The 15,213-nt window shown below is 69.1% G+C and carries 13 protein-coding genes; 9 read left to right on the top strand and 4 right to left on the bottom strand.

Features of this window, described 5'->3' with window-relative positions; all coding sequences use genetic code 11:
- Positions 1-207 precede the first annotated feature (207 nt).
- From WMF19_RS47350 to WMF19_RS47335, 4 genes are all read left to right on the top strand, one after another.
- The gene (locus WMF19_RS47350) at positions 208-885 is read left to right on the top strand and encodes a hypothetical protein (protein ID WP_437896358.1); all 678 of its coding nucleotides are present in this window, start codon (positions 208-210) and stop codon (positions 883-885) included.
- A gap of 168 nt (positions 886-1,053) precedes the next feature.
- Positions 1,054-1,449 (top strand): GFA family protein, encoded by a 396-nt coding sequence (locus WMF19_RS47345; protein WP_437901757.1) that lies wholly within the window; start codon positions 1,054-1,056, stop codon positions 1,447-1,449.
- Positions 1,343-2,863 carry a hypothetical protein gene (locus tag WMF19_RS47340; protein WP_437896357.1) on the top strand — a complete coding sequence of 507 codons (1,521 nt, stop codon included), beginning with the start codon at positions 1,343-1,345 and terminating at the stop codon, positions 2,861-2,863. The genes WMF19_RS47345 and WMF19_RS47340 overlap by 107 nt, the downstream gene beginning before the upstream one ends.
- A 66-nt stretch (positions 2,864-2,929) precedes the next feature.
- Positions 2,930-3,580: an NAD-dependent epimerase/dehydratase family protein gene (locus WMF19_RS47335; protein WP_437896356.1), complete on the top strand. Its 651-nt coding sequence runs from the start codon at positions 2,930-2,932 to the stop codon at positions 3,578-3,580.
- Between the two features lie 110 nt (positions 3,581-3,690).
- Here WMF19_RS47335 and WMF19_RS47330 read toward each other — a convergent pair whose 3' ends face one another.
- Entirely contained in the window at positions 3,691-5,277 is a 1,587-nt protein-coding gene (locus tag WMF19_RS47330; protein WP_437896355.1) for a vWA domain-containing protein, read from the bottom strand.
- 648 nt (positions 5,278-5,925) lie between these two features.
- Between WMF19_RS47330 and WMF19_RS47325 the strand changes: the two genes are divergently transcribed.
- From WMF19_RS47325 to WMF19_RS47305, 5 genes are all read left to right on the top strand, one after another.
- On the top strand, positions 5,926-6,513 hold the full coding sequence (locus tag WMF19_RS47325; protein ID WP_437896354.1) for a hypothetical protein: 588 nt from the start codon (positions 5,926-5,928) through the stop codon (positions 6,511-6,513).
- 141 nt (positions 6,514-6,654) lie between these two features.
- On the top strand, positions 6,655-7,284 hold the full coding sequence (locus WMF19_RS47320; protein WP_437896353.1) for a hypothetical protein: 630 nt from the start codon (positions 6,655-6,657) through the stop codon (positions 7,282-7,284).
- A gap of 254 nt (positions 7,285-7,538) precedes the next feature.
- Positions 7,539-9,278 (top strand): CotH kinase family protein, encoded by a 1,740-nt coding sequence (locus WMF19_RS47315; protein WP_437896352.1) that lies wholly within the window; start codon positions 7,539-7,541, stop codon positions 9,276-9,278.
- A gap of 75 nt (positions 9,279-9,353) precedes the next feature.
- Positions 9,354-9,917: a deaminase gene (locus WMF19_RS47310; protein WP_437896351.1), complete on the top strand. Its 564-nt coding sequence runs from the start codon at positions 9,354-9,356 to the stop codon at positions 9,915-9,917.
- A 64-nt stretch (positions 9,918-9,981) separates the two neighbouring features.
- Positions 9,982-10,803, top strand: coding sequence for a phosphodiester glycosidase family protein (locus WMF19_RS47305; RefSeq protein WP_437896350.1), 822 nt, complete (start codon positions 9,982-9,984; stop codon positions 10,801-10,803).
- 94 nt (positions 10,804-10,897) lie between these two features.
- On the opposite strand, the gene WMF19_RS47300 is transcribed toward WMF19_RS47305, so the two are convergent.
- The 3 genes from WMF19_RS47300 to WMF19_RS47290 all read right to left on the bottom strand — a co-directional run bounded on the left by WMF19_RS47300 (position 10,898) and on the right by WMF19_RS47290 (position 14,888).
- On the bottom strand, positions 10,898-11,464 hold the full coding sequence (locus tag WMF19_RS47300) for a YaeQ family protein (protein ID WP_437896349.1): 567 nt from the start codon (positions 11,462-11,464) through the stop codon (positions 10,898-10,900).
- 11 nt (positions 11,465-11,475) lie between these two features.
- Positions 11,476-11,829 (bottom strand): DUF3817 domain-containing protein, encoded by a 354-nt coding sequence (locus tag WMF19_RS47295; protein WP_437796727.1) that lies wholly within the window; start codon positions 11,827-11,829, stop codon positions 11,476-11,478.
- 233 nt (positions 11,830-12,062) lie between these two features.
- Positions 12,063-14,888 (bottom strand): FG-GAP-like repeat-containing protein, encoded by a 2,826-nt coding sequence (locus WMF19_RS47290; protein ID WP_437896348.1) that lies wholly within the window; start codon positions 14,886-14,888, stop codon positions 12,063-12,065.
- Between the last annotated feature and the right edge of the window lie 325 nt (positions 14,889-15,213).

The following is a 15,213-nucleotide window of genomic DNA, read 5'->3' as shown; positions in this document are numbered from 1 at the left end:
GGAACGATCTCCTGCTCGACACAGCGGCGTCGCCTCGCGCGCGTGCGCGCGTGTCACAGGTCGACCCGCCGCGCCAAGAAAGCGGACGACGTCCGCGGGCCGGCCCGGGTACCCTCCTGGCCATGCTCTCGCGCAGACCTCCAGCGTCTCTACTGGCCGTCGAGCTCGCGGCGATTCCGCGGCGAGGATGAGGAGCGGCGCTGCGTCATGGTGGCCCCTACCCGCGTCGCGCCCGCTCTGATCCTGGTCGGGGTCTCCGCGTTTCTCGTCCTCACCGCGCTGGCCGCGGCCGCATATCCGGGCGGCACCTTCTGCGACGCGAACGCGCCCGGCTACGAATTCTGGGGCAACTTCTTCTGCGACCTCACGCAGCCCGTGACCCAGCGCGGGGTGGACAACACGCGCGCGCGCTCGCTCGCGCAGGCGTCGTTCGTCTGCTTTTCCCTCGCGCTCGTCCCGTTCTGGTGGGTTCACGGCGCCCTGCTCGGCGGCCGGCTCGGCGGCATGGTTCGCGTGTTCGGACTGCTCTCCGCCGCCGGCACGAACCTGATCGCGTGGCTGCCATCCGTGGTCTCACCGCTGCTCCACGAAGTGTCGGTATTCGCCGCGACGATCCCCGGGCTGCTGGCGACGCTCCTGGGCGTGACCGGCGCGTTTGCACAGGGCAATGCGGGCGAAGGCCGCTCGTCACCGTTGCGCTTGTCGGCGTGGCTCGGTGCGCTTTCGCTCGCGCTCGGCAGCGCGGACGCCGCGTACTACGTGTATGCGATTGCGGTGCCGGACTGCCACATCTTTCTGCCAGCGCTTCAGAAGCTCGCGGCGCTCTCGGTGATCGGGTGGATGGGCACGATTGCGCGCGTGGGTGCCACGCGTGGGGCGCGCTAGCGCGTCGGATGGCGCCTGTGAGCCTTGCGGTGCAGAGCCGATCCGTGAGACTTTCCGTGGGGGGACGTTACAAAAGGCGACGAGCTAGACGGACCTGGCCCGGCGGTTTCGGTTGACCAATCGACAGACAGTTAGTTAGGCGGCGCAATGGAAACCACTTCACTGCCCATGACACCTCGAATCGCATCCTGCAGCTGCGGCCAACTACAAGCGAGAACTGCTCGCGAGCCTGTTCGCGTTTCGGTGTGCCACTGTTTGGCGTGCCAGCGCCGTACCGGCAGCGTCTTCGGTGCTCAGGCTCGCTTCTCAAGCGAAGCAGTCACCATCGTCGGCGAGAGCGTCGAGTACGTCCGCGTCGGGGACGAAGGCACAAGAAGCACTTTCAGATTCTGTCCTCGCTGCGGTGCCACCGTCTACTACACCCTCGAAGGTCATCCAGAGTCCGTGGCAATTCCCGTTGGCGCATTCGCGGATCCTGAGTTTCCAGCCCCAACGTTCTCGGTCTACGAGGAGCGCATGCACTCTTGGGTCAACATGCCGCCTGGCATCGAGCACGTGGCATGATCCAAGGAGCAGCTGGCTTCTGAAAGAACGAAGTTCTCCTGATCGCGGAGCAGCTGGCCGCTCCAGAGCGACCCCGGCGGCGCTCGTCGGGGTGTTCTGGTCGCTGGCGTTGCTCGCGCATGCTGCCGCCGCGATCGCAGCTTGGGTGCTGCTTCCCGGCGGCTTTCCCCTCCTTCACGCACGTTTCCTCGCGAACCGCGCTCTGCCGGCGATCGCGGTCGGGAGCGTGATCGCCGTCGGTGTTCTGGCCGCGCGACGGTCGACGGGCGCGCGTGTGTTGCTGTTGCTCTTTCCGGCGGCGTGGCTCGGGGTTGCTCTCGCTGCAGGGACCATGTTCTCGGAGAGCGGCGGGACGGTCGCGTTCGGTGCGGGTTGTCTGGCGGTGGTCTTGTCGCTGGGCCTCGCGATGGCGTGGTGGCGGTTCGGGGTCCCGCCGCGGCTGACCTGGCTCGCTGCGCTGCCCGGTGTCGTTCTCGGTGCGGGGTTCGTGGCCGCGCAGCGGGCGCCGGAGCCTTCGACAGCTCCGTTTGCTGCGCCCGAAGTCGAGCTCGGCGGCGATCGCTCGACGCGATCACTCGCTGGGCCCGCTTCGTTCGACGTGGCCCCGTGGCTTCGCGTGGTACCGGACTTGGGTGAGGTTTCGCTGCAGGCGGGCGCGGTGGGCATCGTCGTCGAGCCGCGGCTCGAGTTCATCTCGCGCTCGCCGGATCGTTTCTGGACGGTGTTCGCGCCCCTGCAATGGCGCGGCGACTCGCCCGTTCGTCGTTTCGAGCGCGCCGATCGCGAGCTCGCAGTGGACTACTCGGACGAGGGGAGCCTGCGCGTGAGGGCCACTTCGGATCAATCTGCCGCCATCGACGCACGAACCGCGCTTCAGGTGCCCGTGTTCTCGCACCTGAACTCCTTCACGCGCGTCTCGATCACCGGCCATCGCCGGCTCGGCTTGCGGTTCTCGCCTTGCCCCGAGGTCGTGGTCGAGGTGACCCACTTCGACTATCCGTTCGGCGCGCCCGCGCGCTTCGCGTACCTCGACGCCGGCGGCACGTTTCGCGTCGTTCAGGCGAGCGATGCCGAGAAGGGGCCGTTCACGACGCTCGGCGAAGGCCGGCTCGCCCGCGGCGAACCCCTGAGCGTCGCGCTCGTCGAGCAGGGAGAATCGCCACCCCGCGAGCTCGCGACGATCGTCTTCCGCGACTGGTCACGCCAGCTCTCGGCGGAGCTCTCGCCCACCGCCGGCTGGGGCCTGCCGCAGAACGCGTTCGAGTTCGGGCTCGCCTCGAACGCCCCTTCGTCCGCGGCCTACCTCACGCTCACGCTGGCCGGGACGAGCGTGGGGCGCGGCTGGGACAGCGTGGGTCACGCCGCCGGCAGCTACACGAATCGGATCGAGATCCGGCTGCCGCCGTCCAGGTGAAAGAAAGGGCACGCTCGCTCGTTCTATGGTTTGCGCCGTCGGCGCTTCGGGTCGAACATGGCGGCCATGAAGGTCATCGTTACCGGAACGACCGGCATGGTCGGCGAAGGCGTGATGCTCGCTTGTCTCGGGGATCCCACGGTCGAGCGGGTCCTGTCGGTGGCACGCCGGCCGTCGGGGCATGCGCACCCGAAGCTCGAGGAGTGCTTGATCCCCGACTTTCGCGAGCTCGGCGCCTTCGAAGCGCGGCTCTCGGGCTACGACGCGTGCTTCTACTGCGCCGGCGTGAGCTCGGTTGGCATGAGCGAAGCGGACTATACGGCGATCACGCACGATACGGTGCTCGCCTTCGCGACGGCGCTCGCGCGCCTCAATCCCGGCATGGTGCTCACGCACGTTTCGGGTGCGCACACCGACTCGAGCGAGCAGGGCCGGGTGATGTGGGCGCGCGTGAAGGGCAAGGCCGAGAACGCGCTGATGCGCCTCCCCTTTCGCGGCGTTTACAACTTCCGGCCAGGCCTGATGACGCCGGTGCCGGGACAGAAGAACCTGAAGCGAGTCTACCGCTTCCTGCTTCCGCTCGTCCCGCTCATGAAGCTCGTGCTCCCGGCCCTGAAGCTCGAAGAAGTGGAGCGCGCGATGGTGCGTTCCGTGACGAGCGGGGCGCCGAAGCAGGTGCTCGAGGTCGCCGACATCAAGGCGCTCGCTTCGGCGTAGCTCACGGGCGCCGGGGGAGAGGCAGAGTAGAGCGAGAAGAATCTATTCTCTCCTCTCTTGGCGCATTGGCGATTGAAGCTCTCTGTCTCTTCAGAGCCCGTGCATACCTCTCAGTAGAGCGGGTGGAGCGAGATCAGCTCCGCGATCTCGTCGAGCTCCGGATCGCCGCCCGGGTTCGCCGCGATCACCTGCTCGCGCGCGGCGTGCAGCGCCTCGCTCGTGCCCGCCTTGAGCGCCTCGGCGTAGGCCACGATGGCCTTGCCCTTGACGAGCTGCTCCTTGCTCCCGGCGGCGAGCTCCGCGAGGGTCGCCTCGCGGCTCGCCTCTTTCGGCTCATGGGTGAGCGGCGTCTGCCAGCGCGCGCGCACGGTGAGGGTATCCTCGTCGTTGATCACGCCCGGATCGCACCCCCGCACGAGCTGGCTGAAGATCATCGCGTCGCCCGGCGCGAGGTGCTGCGGCTCGACCTCCTCGGCGTTTGTCGAGTACTCCTCACCGTAGAACTTCTCCATCTTGAAGTACCACGGCATGGTGAGCTCCACCTGGACGCCGCGGGCGGCCACCTCCATCACCTCCGCGAAGCGATCCCGGAACATGTGGAACGCCTCGTCCACGTCATCGAGATAGACATAGGCGCCGCGCCCCTTGTCGGTCACGACATCCATGAGCACATCGTTGTAGCCGACCGCCGGACCCGTCCCCACGCCCACGAGGTAGATCGCCTCCTGGTCGGCGTCCTCGGCGTGCAGCGCGATGAGCTCCTCGGAGGTGACTCCCACGTTGGCGCCGCCGTCGCTGACGAGGATCACCCGGTTGATCCGGCCTTCCTCGAAGTGCTCCTGGGCGAGCTGATACCCGACCCGGAGGCCGTTCTCGAGATCGGTGCCGCCGCTGGCGGAGAGCGCGTCGGCCGCCGCGAGCAGCGCCGGGTCGTCCGGGCCGTCCACCACGTGGCCGCTCAAGATCACCGAATTCTGGGTGTTCCAGGTGACCATGTTCACGACGTCGCCCTCGGATAGGCTCGCGGCGACGGCGCGCACCGTGGCCCTCTCGCGCGCCATCGGCTCACCATCCATCGATCCGGAGGTGTCGAGGACGAACGTGACCGCAATGGGGCGGCGCGGGCTCGGCGGATCGTAGGAGCGAACGCCGATCTGAAGGGCGTAGGTCCCCGCCTCGTCACCGGGCTCGATCTGGGGCTCGACGCGGAGCTCGCCCTCGTCCGGCGGCGCGTAATCGATGCGGTAGTAATTGAGGAACTCGTACGTGCGCACCTGCCGCGGCTCCGGCGCGCTGCCCGAGCGGAGCAGCTCGCGCACGTGCACCGGCGAGCTCATCGAATTGGAGTCGTCGGCCGACAGGTACAGGACCACGGGCTGGCTCGAGTCGAGCCCCTCGCAGGTGAACGCCTGGGCCGCGCCGGCGTCCTCCTCCGACGGCGCCGGGGGCGGCACGGACTGGGCTCCATCGACCTCGCCCGCACCGCTGCCGGCGCCGGTGCTGCCGGTGCCGGCGCCGGTGCTGCCGACGCTCCCGTCGCCGTTGACGAAGGGCGGCTCCGGGGAAGAATCTCCGCTGGGACCGAGATCCTCCGAGTAGCCGGCGTCCAGGCTGCAGGCGGCGAGCCCGGCGCCGCCAAGGAGGACCGCCGATACAGCGTAAAGACAGAGAGATAGGGACGCGGGAACGGTTCGCACTGGCACCCTCCTCCGCGATGCGACCGCATCGCGCTCGAGACGGCCCGCCGAGCAACATGGGTGCCGCGCGCGCAATGCCATCCGGACGCCTCGCCGCCCCCGAGCGCCGCTGGTCCGATCGCGCCGGATCGCGCGTGCCACACAGCTCAAACCGCGGCCATCTGCGCTCCGGCGGCAAGTACCATGACAGCATTGTCAGGTTCGCGACTCAGCATGGCGCACGCTGGCATTGCTCGGCCCACACGGACGCGAAATAGGCGCTGCTCAAAGGCCCTTTTGGGTCCGTGGTCGTGGAGAGCGCGCGCATCTTCCGTTCGCATCTCGGGCATCACAAAGCATCGACCCCGAACGTGCGTTTCATGAGCACGGCTTACTCGACGTAGCGCGACATGGCGAACAACTCCCCGTCGAGCAGCGGCCCCCAGCGCAAGACCGAGATCAGGGCCGGCTCATCCTGGAGAGCGCCCGTGCGCCGGCGCTCGCTGGCCATGGCAGGCTGGAGCCGATGGTGACCTGCGGCAGCGCGCCGGCGGAGCGATCGCACGAAAAGCCCGGATTTTTTGGACCTTTCGGCGCGGAGCCGACGGCGGACGGTCGAGCTGGCGCTTTGGGCCACGCGCTACGGCGCCCGGTGATAGAACGACCGCCGTGAATCCGCACGCGGACGCTGGCCCGACGAGCAGCGACTACCTGGATCGCCTGATGCGTCGAGGGTCCTTCGAAGCCCTGTGGCCGCTCTTCGCCAAAGCCACGCGCCCCGCCAAAGAAATGACCGAGAGCTATTCGGCGCTCGAGCACCTGCGGCCCTTCATGGCCAGCGCGCCGTGCCGGGTCATCCACGTCGGCGACGGCGCCCACGCCCGCACCGGGGCGTTGTTCGCGCTGAAGACGGAGGCAGAGAACGTCAGCGTCGATCCGGTGCTCAACGAGCCGCTGGTCGAGGCCTGGCGCACCAGGTTCGGCATCCGCCGCTTCGCCTGGCAACGCGCCGACGTCTTCGCGGCCATCGAACGGCTCAACGCGTTGCCCGACATGCCCGTGCTCGTCACGTTCGTGCACGCCCACGTCCCCATCGACGATGTCCTCGCCCGGCTGCGCTGGAACGTCGCGTACACGCTCGCCTGCTGCCAGCCAGGTCATCAGCTGAGCCAGCAGCACGACGTGCTCGCGACCGGCGAGGACCCGTACGTGTTATCCAGCGGACGGCGCTTCCAGGTGCTCGCCCCGCGCGCGTGAGCGCGGGACGCCGCGGCAACGCGCGCGCCGGCCGTCAGCGCACCACAGTGCGGACGCCATGTTTCTATGATGCCTTCTCCCCGGCGACGGTTCACCGGCGCTTTCGCGATCGTCGGCCGGTGATGGTATAGGGCCTCATCCATGATCTCCCGCCGCGCCGTGATCGCCGCAGCCGGCCTGTTCTCCGCCGGCGCGCTCGCCCCGGGCCTGGCCCGCGCGGCGGGGCGCGTGCCCGCGCCCCTCCCGGCGTTTCCCCTCTCGATCGCGGTGACGGAGGAGGAGGCCGGCAAGCCGGTGCGCGACGACGCCTGGATCGACGCGCAGATCACCGAGGCGGTCCGGCTGTTCGAGTCCGCCGGCGTGGCCCTGCGCAAGGTCGGCTCGCGCGCGCTCGCCCCGCGGTTCTCGCGGATCGAGACGCGCGAGGACCGGGACGCGCTCGCCTCGGCGATCGAGGCGCGCCGGATCAACGTGATGGTGGTCGCGTCGCTACGGGACGTCGACGATCCGCGGCGCTTCCGGATGGGCGTGCACTGGCGGCACCGGGCGACGCCGGAGCGGCGCTTCGTCATCCTCGCGGCGAACGCGCGGCCCACCGTGCTCGCGCACGAGCTCGGGCACTTCTTCGGGCTCGGGCACAGCGGCGTCGACGACAACGTGATGAGCTACGCGCGCACCGGAGCGCCCGTCTCCTTCGACGCGGCGCAGATCGCGAAGATCCGGTCCGCCGCGCGCGGGTACGCGTCGAGCAAGGCGTTCGAGCCCGCCTAGACGGGACCTCCGGGGCTCCTCCGTGCCCCGCCGCTCAGCCCCCGCCGGCGCAGGACGCCGAGGCGTGGCGCGGGGTCGGGCGTCGATTCGCGTCGATTCGCGTCGATTCGCGTCGATGTCGCGAGCATACCTACTCATCGCGAACCCTCCGACACGCGCAGGACTGGCCCGGATTTCGGCTCGATTCGAAGCGGACGCGAGACCCATCACGCGCTCGTTCGAATTCACGAGCGACCCGAGTAAACTGTGCGGGAATGTTCGACCTATCGAAGCTCGTGGCGCTGCGCATCGCGGGGGTGTTCGTGTTGGCCTCGCTCGGAGGCTGCTCCAGCGAGGCGCGCGATGACACGAAAGCGCCTGCGCCTGCGCCTACGCTTACGCCTCCGCCTGCGCCGAAGTCGTTGGCCGTCGTGTTCACGCCGAAGGGAGGCACCTTCCAGGCGTCCGAGCCCGTGGAGCTCACGGTCGAGGACGAGCGCGCTGTGGTGCATTTCACGACCGACGGCTCGCTGCCCACCGCGAGCTCGCCTGTCTACGCCGAGCCGCTCGTACTCACCACGTCCACGCGGGTGCGCGCCCTCGCCGTCGTCCCTCACGCCGCGCCTTCCGGGGAGGGCGGCAACGGCGGCAACGGCGGCAACGGCGGCAACGGCGGCAACGGCGGCAACGGCAGCGACGGGGCCGACCTCCTCGGGCCGATCGCGACCGAGGCGTATTTCAAGGTCGACGCCGATAGCGCGGAGTTCAGCTCGGAGCTGCCGATCGTCGTGATCCACACCTTCGAGTCGAAGGAGCTCGACCCGCTCGGAACCGAGTTCGTCCCGGCCACGTTCATGCTGCTCGAGCCCAAAGCTGGGCAAACCAAGCTCCTCGGCCGCGCGAGCTTCGATGGCCGCATCGGCATCCACGTCCGCGGCGCGACGTCTCGCGAGTTTCCGAAGAAGCAATACTCCGTCGAATTCCGCGACGACGCTCTGGACACGGATCTCGACCGGGCGCTCCTGGGGATGCCGGCGGACTCCGACTGGGTGCTGAGCGATCCGGTGAGCCTCGACCGCTCGCTGATCCGCAACGCGCTCGCCTTCGAGATGAGCAACCGCATTGGCCGGTACGCGCCGCGTACGAGCTTCGTCGAGGTGTTTCTCGTCGACTCGGGGGCTGACGTGGCGAAGAAGAGCTTCCTCGGGTTCTACACGGCGATCGAGAAGATCAAGCGCGGTAAGGATCGCGTCCCGGTGGCCAAGCTCTCGGCCGGCGACCTCACGGAGCCGGACGTGACCGGTGGCTTCATCTTGCGCGTCGACAAGGGCGAGAGTCAATTCAATGCCGGCGGCCTGGACCTCCAGTTCGTGTACCCCGATCCGGAGGAGATGCTGGAGCGCGCGCGAAAACCGCAGCTCGACTACATTCGCCGTTACATCGACGACTTCGGCGAGGCCGCCAACGCGGATGACTTCAAGCAGCCCAGCAGCGGCAAACACTATTCGAGCTTCATCGATCAAGACGCCTTCATCGACCACAACATCATCGGCGCCCTGACGAAGAACGTCGATGCCCTGCGGATCAGCACGTACTTCTTCAAAGATCGACAGGGCCTGCTCTCGGCCGGTCCCGTGTGGGACTTCGACCGGAGCCTCGGAACGCCCTACGACGAACGCGCGTTCGAGCCGGAAGAGTGGAAGCTCGAGGGCTCCGACGGGACCGACTACTTCACGGAGGGCTGGTGGGGGCCGCTGTTCCGCGATCCAGCGTTCAAGGCGCGGTACAAGGCGCGATTCTTGGCGCTGCTCGAGGGCGAGCTCGCGCCCGACGAGCTCGACGCCATGGTGGACGGCCTGGTGCGCAAGGCGGGAGCTCCGGCCGTGGAGAGAAACTTCGCGCGCTGGCGGGATTCCCCGCCTCTCGATGGGTCCTACGACGCCGAGATCAGCCTGCTCAAGGACTTTCTCCGCAGGCGGGCGAGCTGGATTCGCGACGAGCTCATGACGTGGTGAACGTGCGTTTCATGAGCACGGCCGAGCTTTCATCGCGCACACGGCCGGCATGAGGTAGGGTCATGCCTGCGTTCGATGAGCAACGACCACGAGAAATGGATGCGCCTCGCGATCGAGGAGGCCGAACGGGCGCGCGGAGGAACGGGCGACAACCCTTGGGTCGGCTGCGCGATCGTGAGCGCCGCCGGGGAGCTCCTCGGCAGCGGGCATACCCTGGGGCCGGGTGAAGATCACGCGGAGATCGCCGCGGCACGCGCGGCGCACGCGCGCGGGTTCAGCGTGGTCGGAGCGACGCTGGTTTCGACCCTCGAGCCCTGCTCGTTCCACGGCCGCACGCCGGCGTGCTCGCGATCCATCATCGAGCGCGGCGTGGCCCGCGTCGTGATCGGGATGAACGACCCGAACCCGCGCGTCGACGGCGAAGGCGTTCGCATCCTGCGCGAAGGGGGCGTCGAGGTCGTCGAGGGCGTATGCGAAGCGGAAATCCGCCGGCAGCTCGGGGGTTGGGTGCTCGATCACCATCCTCACGAGCCGCTGCGGCGCGCGCTGACCTTTCCGGCATCGGACCGCGTCCCGCGGCTCGCGGAGATCTACGGCGTCGATCAGTCCCGGATCGAGGCGCTGCTCGCAAAGCGTTAAGGACCGCACAGAGATGGCTTCGTCGAAGTACTGGGCGCGCTCGCGGATCGAGTAGAGCAGGCTCGTGACGCTCCGCGCTTCCCCGAAGGCGCTTCTGTCGATGGCGGCGCTCGCGCTCCTCGGCGCCGCTGCGCTCGCGTCGCGGCGCCCCGCGCCGAGCGCGCCCGCTCCTCCGGAGCCCCCGCCGCCCGCTCCCGCTACGCTTTCCCCCCCGGAGGGCCCGGCGGCCGGCGCCCCCGTCCAGCCCGAGGTGATGACCGTCGAGGGAGAGGACTACCGCGTCCATGTCATCGCGTTCCGCCTCGCGAACGCCCATTTCGAGGTCGTCGACGTCGAGATGTCGCGCGACGTCGCGGGGGTGCTCGAACGCACCCGCGCGTCGTTCGTCATCAACGGTGGCTTTTTCGATCGACAGAGGAGACCCGAGGGGCTCGTCGTGGTCGATGGCCGGGAGCTCGCGCCGCTCGCGCCCTCGCTCGGGGGCGGCGTGCTGGTGGTCTCCGGCGGCCGCGCCGCCCTGCACGACGCCGCCGGGTTCGTCCTTTCGCCCGGCGCTCACCTCGCGGTCCAGGGGCTGCCCCGGCTGGTGCTCTCCGGCAGCCGGAACGTGCGCAGCGACGGCGGCCCGCGGGCGGAGCGGACGGCGCTGTGCGTGCTCGACAGGGGGCGGCGCATGGAGGCCATCGTCGCGCGCGGGGACCGGGCGCACAGCGGGCCTACGCTGGGGCTGCTCGCCGACATGCTGGTGGCGCGCGGATGCGAGCAGGCCCTCAACCTGGACGGCGGACCCTCGACCGGCGTGGCGTGGCGCGAGGACGGCGGCGCGCGCGAGATGGCGCCGCGGGGGCCGATCCGGCACGCGATCGCGGTGCGGCTGGATCCCTGACAGGGGAATGCGGTTCTGAGCCCGGAGTGGACCGCTCGCGTCCTCTGCAGCGCGACGGCCGGAGGTTAGAACCTGCCCTCTTGTCGCGACGCGATCACGGCTCTTCGAGCCGCGAGCGGACGACCTCGCCGTCGAGTGTGCTGCCGTCGGCCTCGATATAGAGGTGATCGCCCACGATCGTGACCGCCCATTGGCGCCGCAACCCCGTGTTCTCCGCGAGCGCGGCGACGAGGCGGTGGTCGACGGTGGAGAGCGAGATCGCGCCGGTGACCTTGCTCGCGCGCGAGGCGGCGTCACGCGCGCCGGACACGAGCTCGTCGCGCCGGCGCGCGTCCGAGAAGAGCGCGTGAACGGCCACGCCCGCGTTGTGCTGCACGACTCTCTTGAGCTTCTCGAACGGCGCCGCGCCGCACTCGATCCAGGTGAGGACGCGGCCCGCGGGATCGCGCGTCCAGAGGTCTGCCCCCTCGGCGTCGGCGAGCCCCGGGCCGAAGGTGAGGCCCTCTTCGTGAAAGAGGCAATACGCGAGCACCCGCAGCATGACGTGCTCGGCGCTCTCCGACGGGTGGCGGGCGACGATCACCCGCTCGCTCGCCTCCCGGCCGCGATCGACGTGCGAGAGGTCGATGCGGAAGTCCATTCGCGTCGAGGGGAGTGCCATCGATGCTCCCGCTAGCCTCGATGCGCCGCGCCGCTGTCGGCGGACGCGGCTTCGGGCAGCGCCGCTGCCTCTTCTTGTTGCTCCCGCCGCAGGCGGGCGTCGAGCACGAACGGGCCGAAGGGGATCAGCGACGCGAGGAGCGCTCGGAGCCCCTGCCCCACCGACCAGCGCCCGGCGGCCACCGCCTCGATCACGCCGAACACGTAGAGCACGAACAAGAGGCCGTGCACCATACCGACGACGCGGACCGCGGCCGGAAAGCCTGCGAAGTACTTGAGCGGCATCGCGACCCCGAGGAGGAGGAGAAACGACGCTCCCTCGCCCAAGGCGACGAGACGGAACCTTCCGACCGCTGTGTTCAACATCGATGACCTCCGGAGCGCGCCGCTGTTCGCATCGCGCACGACCCGCGCTCCAGCCGGATACCACGCGAGCGAAGGAGAGGCCATCTGGAACGTGTTTCACCCCTCGCCGGGCGACGGCAAAGCGCCTCCGACGCGCCCGGCTGCGCGACCTCGATCGGCAGGCGCGGGAACCAGCAGGATCGACCTTGCGGACGCCACGTTCCGCTGATGCCTTCTCCCTGACAGCCTCTCGCTCAGGGCATCGTCGTGTTGAGCAGGAGCTGATTCACCTGGCTATAATTCCCCAGCATGAGATCCAGGTCCCCGTCGCCATCCATGTCGCCGACGTCCCCGTCCGCCGTCAAGAGGAGGGTCTGGGTGAGCCAGGGGGCGTCGATCTGGGCGAAGTAGCCGCCGGCGTTCCTGTACAGCGAGTGCTTGCGCGATGACATCGAGGGGATGTCGCCCCGCAGCATGACGATGTCCACGTCGCCATCCATGTCGAAGTCGCCGACCTCGACCTCGCGAGCGTCGGCGTCGTAGGCGTGCATGCTGATCCGGCTCGCCGTCACGTTGACGAAGTACCCGGTCCCGTTGTTGTAGAGCAGGACAGTCTGACTTCCGCCTGCGGGGGCGAACACCAGATCCAGGTCCCCATCGGTGTCGAGGTCCGCAGCCTCGACGTCGACCGACCCGAACGTCGTCACCGGCGCACTGGCGCTCAGACGACCGTTGGCGTTGACGAACGCACCTCCCTGGGTGTTGCGCAAGAACATGCTCGTGGTGCCGGCCAGGATGAGATCGGGGTAGATGGCGTGACGGATCGCGAGGCAATCCGCCTGCTGGGCCGGCGTCACCGCGCCGCTCGCCACGAGCCCGGCGACGGATCGCTTGGGATCGGAGCAGATGTTACACAGGGCAGCAGGGCGGCCAGCGCACGCGGAAGCGTTGACGTCCGCGATCTCCACGCACAGCGCCTTCTCCACCGTGATGCCCTGCGTCGCGGCGCCGAGCCACAAGCTGCTCTGGTCGGTGAACACGCCGTTGCCCCCGTTGATGAGCAGCGTCGAGCTGCCCGGCGCGACGTTCCCGAAGAACGCGTCGAGATCGCCGTCGGCGTCCACGTCGCAGAGCTCGACCGCGCGATCCGACATCGTTGTCGATGGCAGGCGCCCGGTCGTGGCCACCGTGAAGGTGCCGCCGGCGTTGAGGTACAGGGCGGCCTGCTTCGACGCCGTCGTGCCCGTGGGGGAGTAAGCTGCCGCGATGATGTCCATGTCGCCGTCACCGTCCACATCGCCGGAATCCACGTCGGTGTGCTTGACCAGCACGCTGGGGAATTGCAGCGCCGTGACGTCCACGAGGTGGCCGCCGTCGTTCCTGAGCAGGCGCGGCTGCATGAGAGCGGCCGAGTAGGGCGCGATGAACACGTCGAGATCACCGTCGTTGTCAATGTCGATCAGGTCGATGTCGCTGGTCGCGGTCGTCGTGCCCAGCGGGACGCGCCCCACCGTGCCGTCGGTGAACAGCGGCTGCGCAGGCAGCGGCGCGGTGAGCGCGGCGTGCGCGTCGACGATGCCGCCGGTGCGGGTGAGGCCGGCGAACGCGGGCAGCGGCGCGGCGGTCTGCTCGATCATCTTCACCACGCGCACGGGGTCACCGCGCAGCTCGCTGTGCTGGGACAGGAGCAGCCCGGCGACGCCGCTGACCATCGGGGCGGCGAGGGACGTGCCGTCGGCGCCGAGGAAGGTGTTCGTGCCAGGCGCCGCGACCGAGACCGTCTTGGCGCCATAGTCGGACGACTGGCCGCCCGGCCAGACGGAGCGATTGCCGGACTGGTCGCTCGCCGCGACCACGATCTTGTTGGGCAGCCCGAGATGAGCGGGAAAGTTGGCGAGGAGCGGATTTCCAAACGAATCGACCGTGTCGAGGTTGGTCCCCCCGTTGCCCGCGGCGGTCACGAACAAGAGGTGAGAGACGCCGAGGTCCCAGACGGCCTCCGTCATTTCTCGAAGGGCGTCCTCGGGAGTGTACGAGATGCCCGTCCAGCTGTTGAAGCTGCCGCCGAACGAGCTGTTGACGATGTGCGCGCCGTTGCGCGCGGCGTACTGGTACGCCTCGAGGATGGCATCGTACGTCGGGGCGGCGACGGTCGTCGGTGTGCCGTTCACGATGCGCGTCACCAGGCGCCCGTTGCCCAGGGGCATGATCTTGACCCGCTGCATCACGCCGGTGTAACCGGTGCAGTCGTCTCCGATCTCGCCGAGAGCCCCCGCCACGATGTCTCCGTGCGTGTTTCCGGTGTCCACGGGCGACGGGTCGTTCGGCCTGAGCGGGCTGCCGCCGAGGTCGTGTCCCGGGCGCGCGAACTGGAAGCCGCGGCAGTCGTCTGGATAGCCGTTCTCGTCATCGTCTCGCGCGGCCCCGTCGCAGTCCTGTCCTTCGGGCGCGCCCAGCAGCGCGCCCGGGGGCAGGGCGTTGCAGGCGACGCCGCCGGGGCCGATCTCGTCGGCGATCGAGCCGTCGCCGTCGTCGTCCAGGTGGTTCGTGTAGATGCGCGCTACGTCGGGATCGAGCAAATCCGCCGCGCCGTCGCCGTCGTCGTCCACTCCGCAGGCGCCGGGGCAGCCGTCGCCGTTCAGGTCCGACCGCGGGCAGGTCCCGCCCGTCGTGAGCGGCATGCAGTCGCTGCTGCACGGGGGCGCGGCGCAGCACTCGTCCGCGTTGAGGTAGATGTTGTCGACCAGCGGATGAGGGCCCGGGCCGCTGCAATTGTCCGTGCCGTAGTACGCCGCCTGATAGTAAATCACGCCGCTGTCGACCACCGCGACGACGACATCGTGGGATCCTCGCTGGATATCCCAGGCGGCGTCCACGTTCATCGCCTCGATGTACCAGTTTTGGGTATGATAGTATGGATCGTTCGGCGCGTAGGTCGGCACGGCGATCAGGTTGGGCAGGACGAGCCGCACCGGCTCGCCGCCCGCGAGGAGCGCCGAGAGCGCCTCTTTCTCCGTCCCCTTCGGCACGGTGACCACGCCCATGTCCGGCGTGATCTGCCGCGCGCGCGCCCTGTACACCGGAGAGGACGCTCCCGCGCTCCTCCGCCGACGTGCCGGAGCTGAACTTCACGATGAGCTCGCCCGGCACCATGGGCGCCAGGGACACGACAACGATGTCAGAAGCGCTCTCGTTGCCGTCGATGTCGGTCGCGACGACGTGGACCCGGTTGGGCGTCAGGAACTCACCCGGGTCGTTCCGGAGCGGCAGGTCGATGGAGAACTCTCCTGCCGGCGTGAGCGCCGACGCCTGCGCCGGCGCATCGCCGACGCTGACGCTGACCGATCGCGCCAGCGTGTTGTCCTCGACGCGGCCTCGCAGGGTGAATGTCCCCTGAGCCACGAT

This window comes from Sorangium sp. So ce124, assembly GCF_051525235.1.
GTDB lineage: Bacteria > Myxococcota_A > Polyangia > Polyangiales > Polyangiaceae > Sorangium > Sorangium atrum.
The sequence above is the reverse complement of the archived record's forward strand: the minus strand, read 5'-3'. Positions and strand labels throughout refer to the sequence as shown.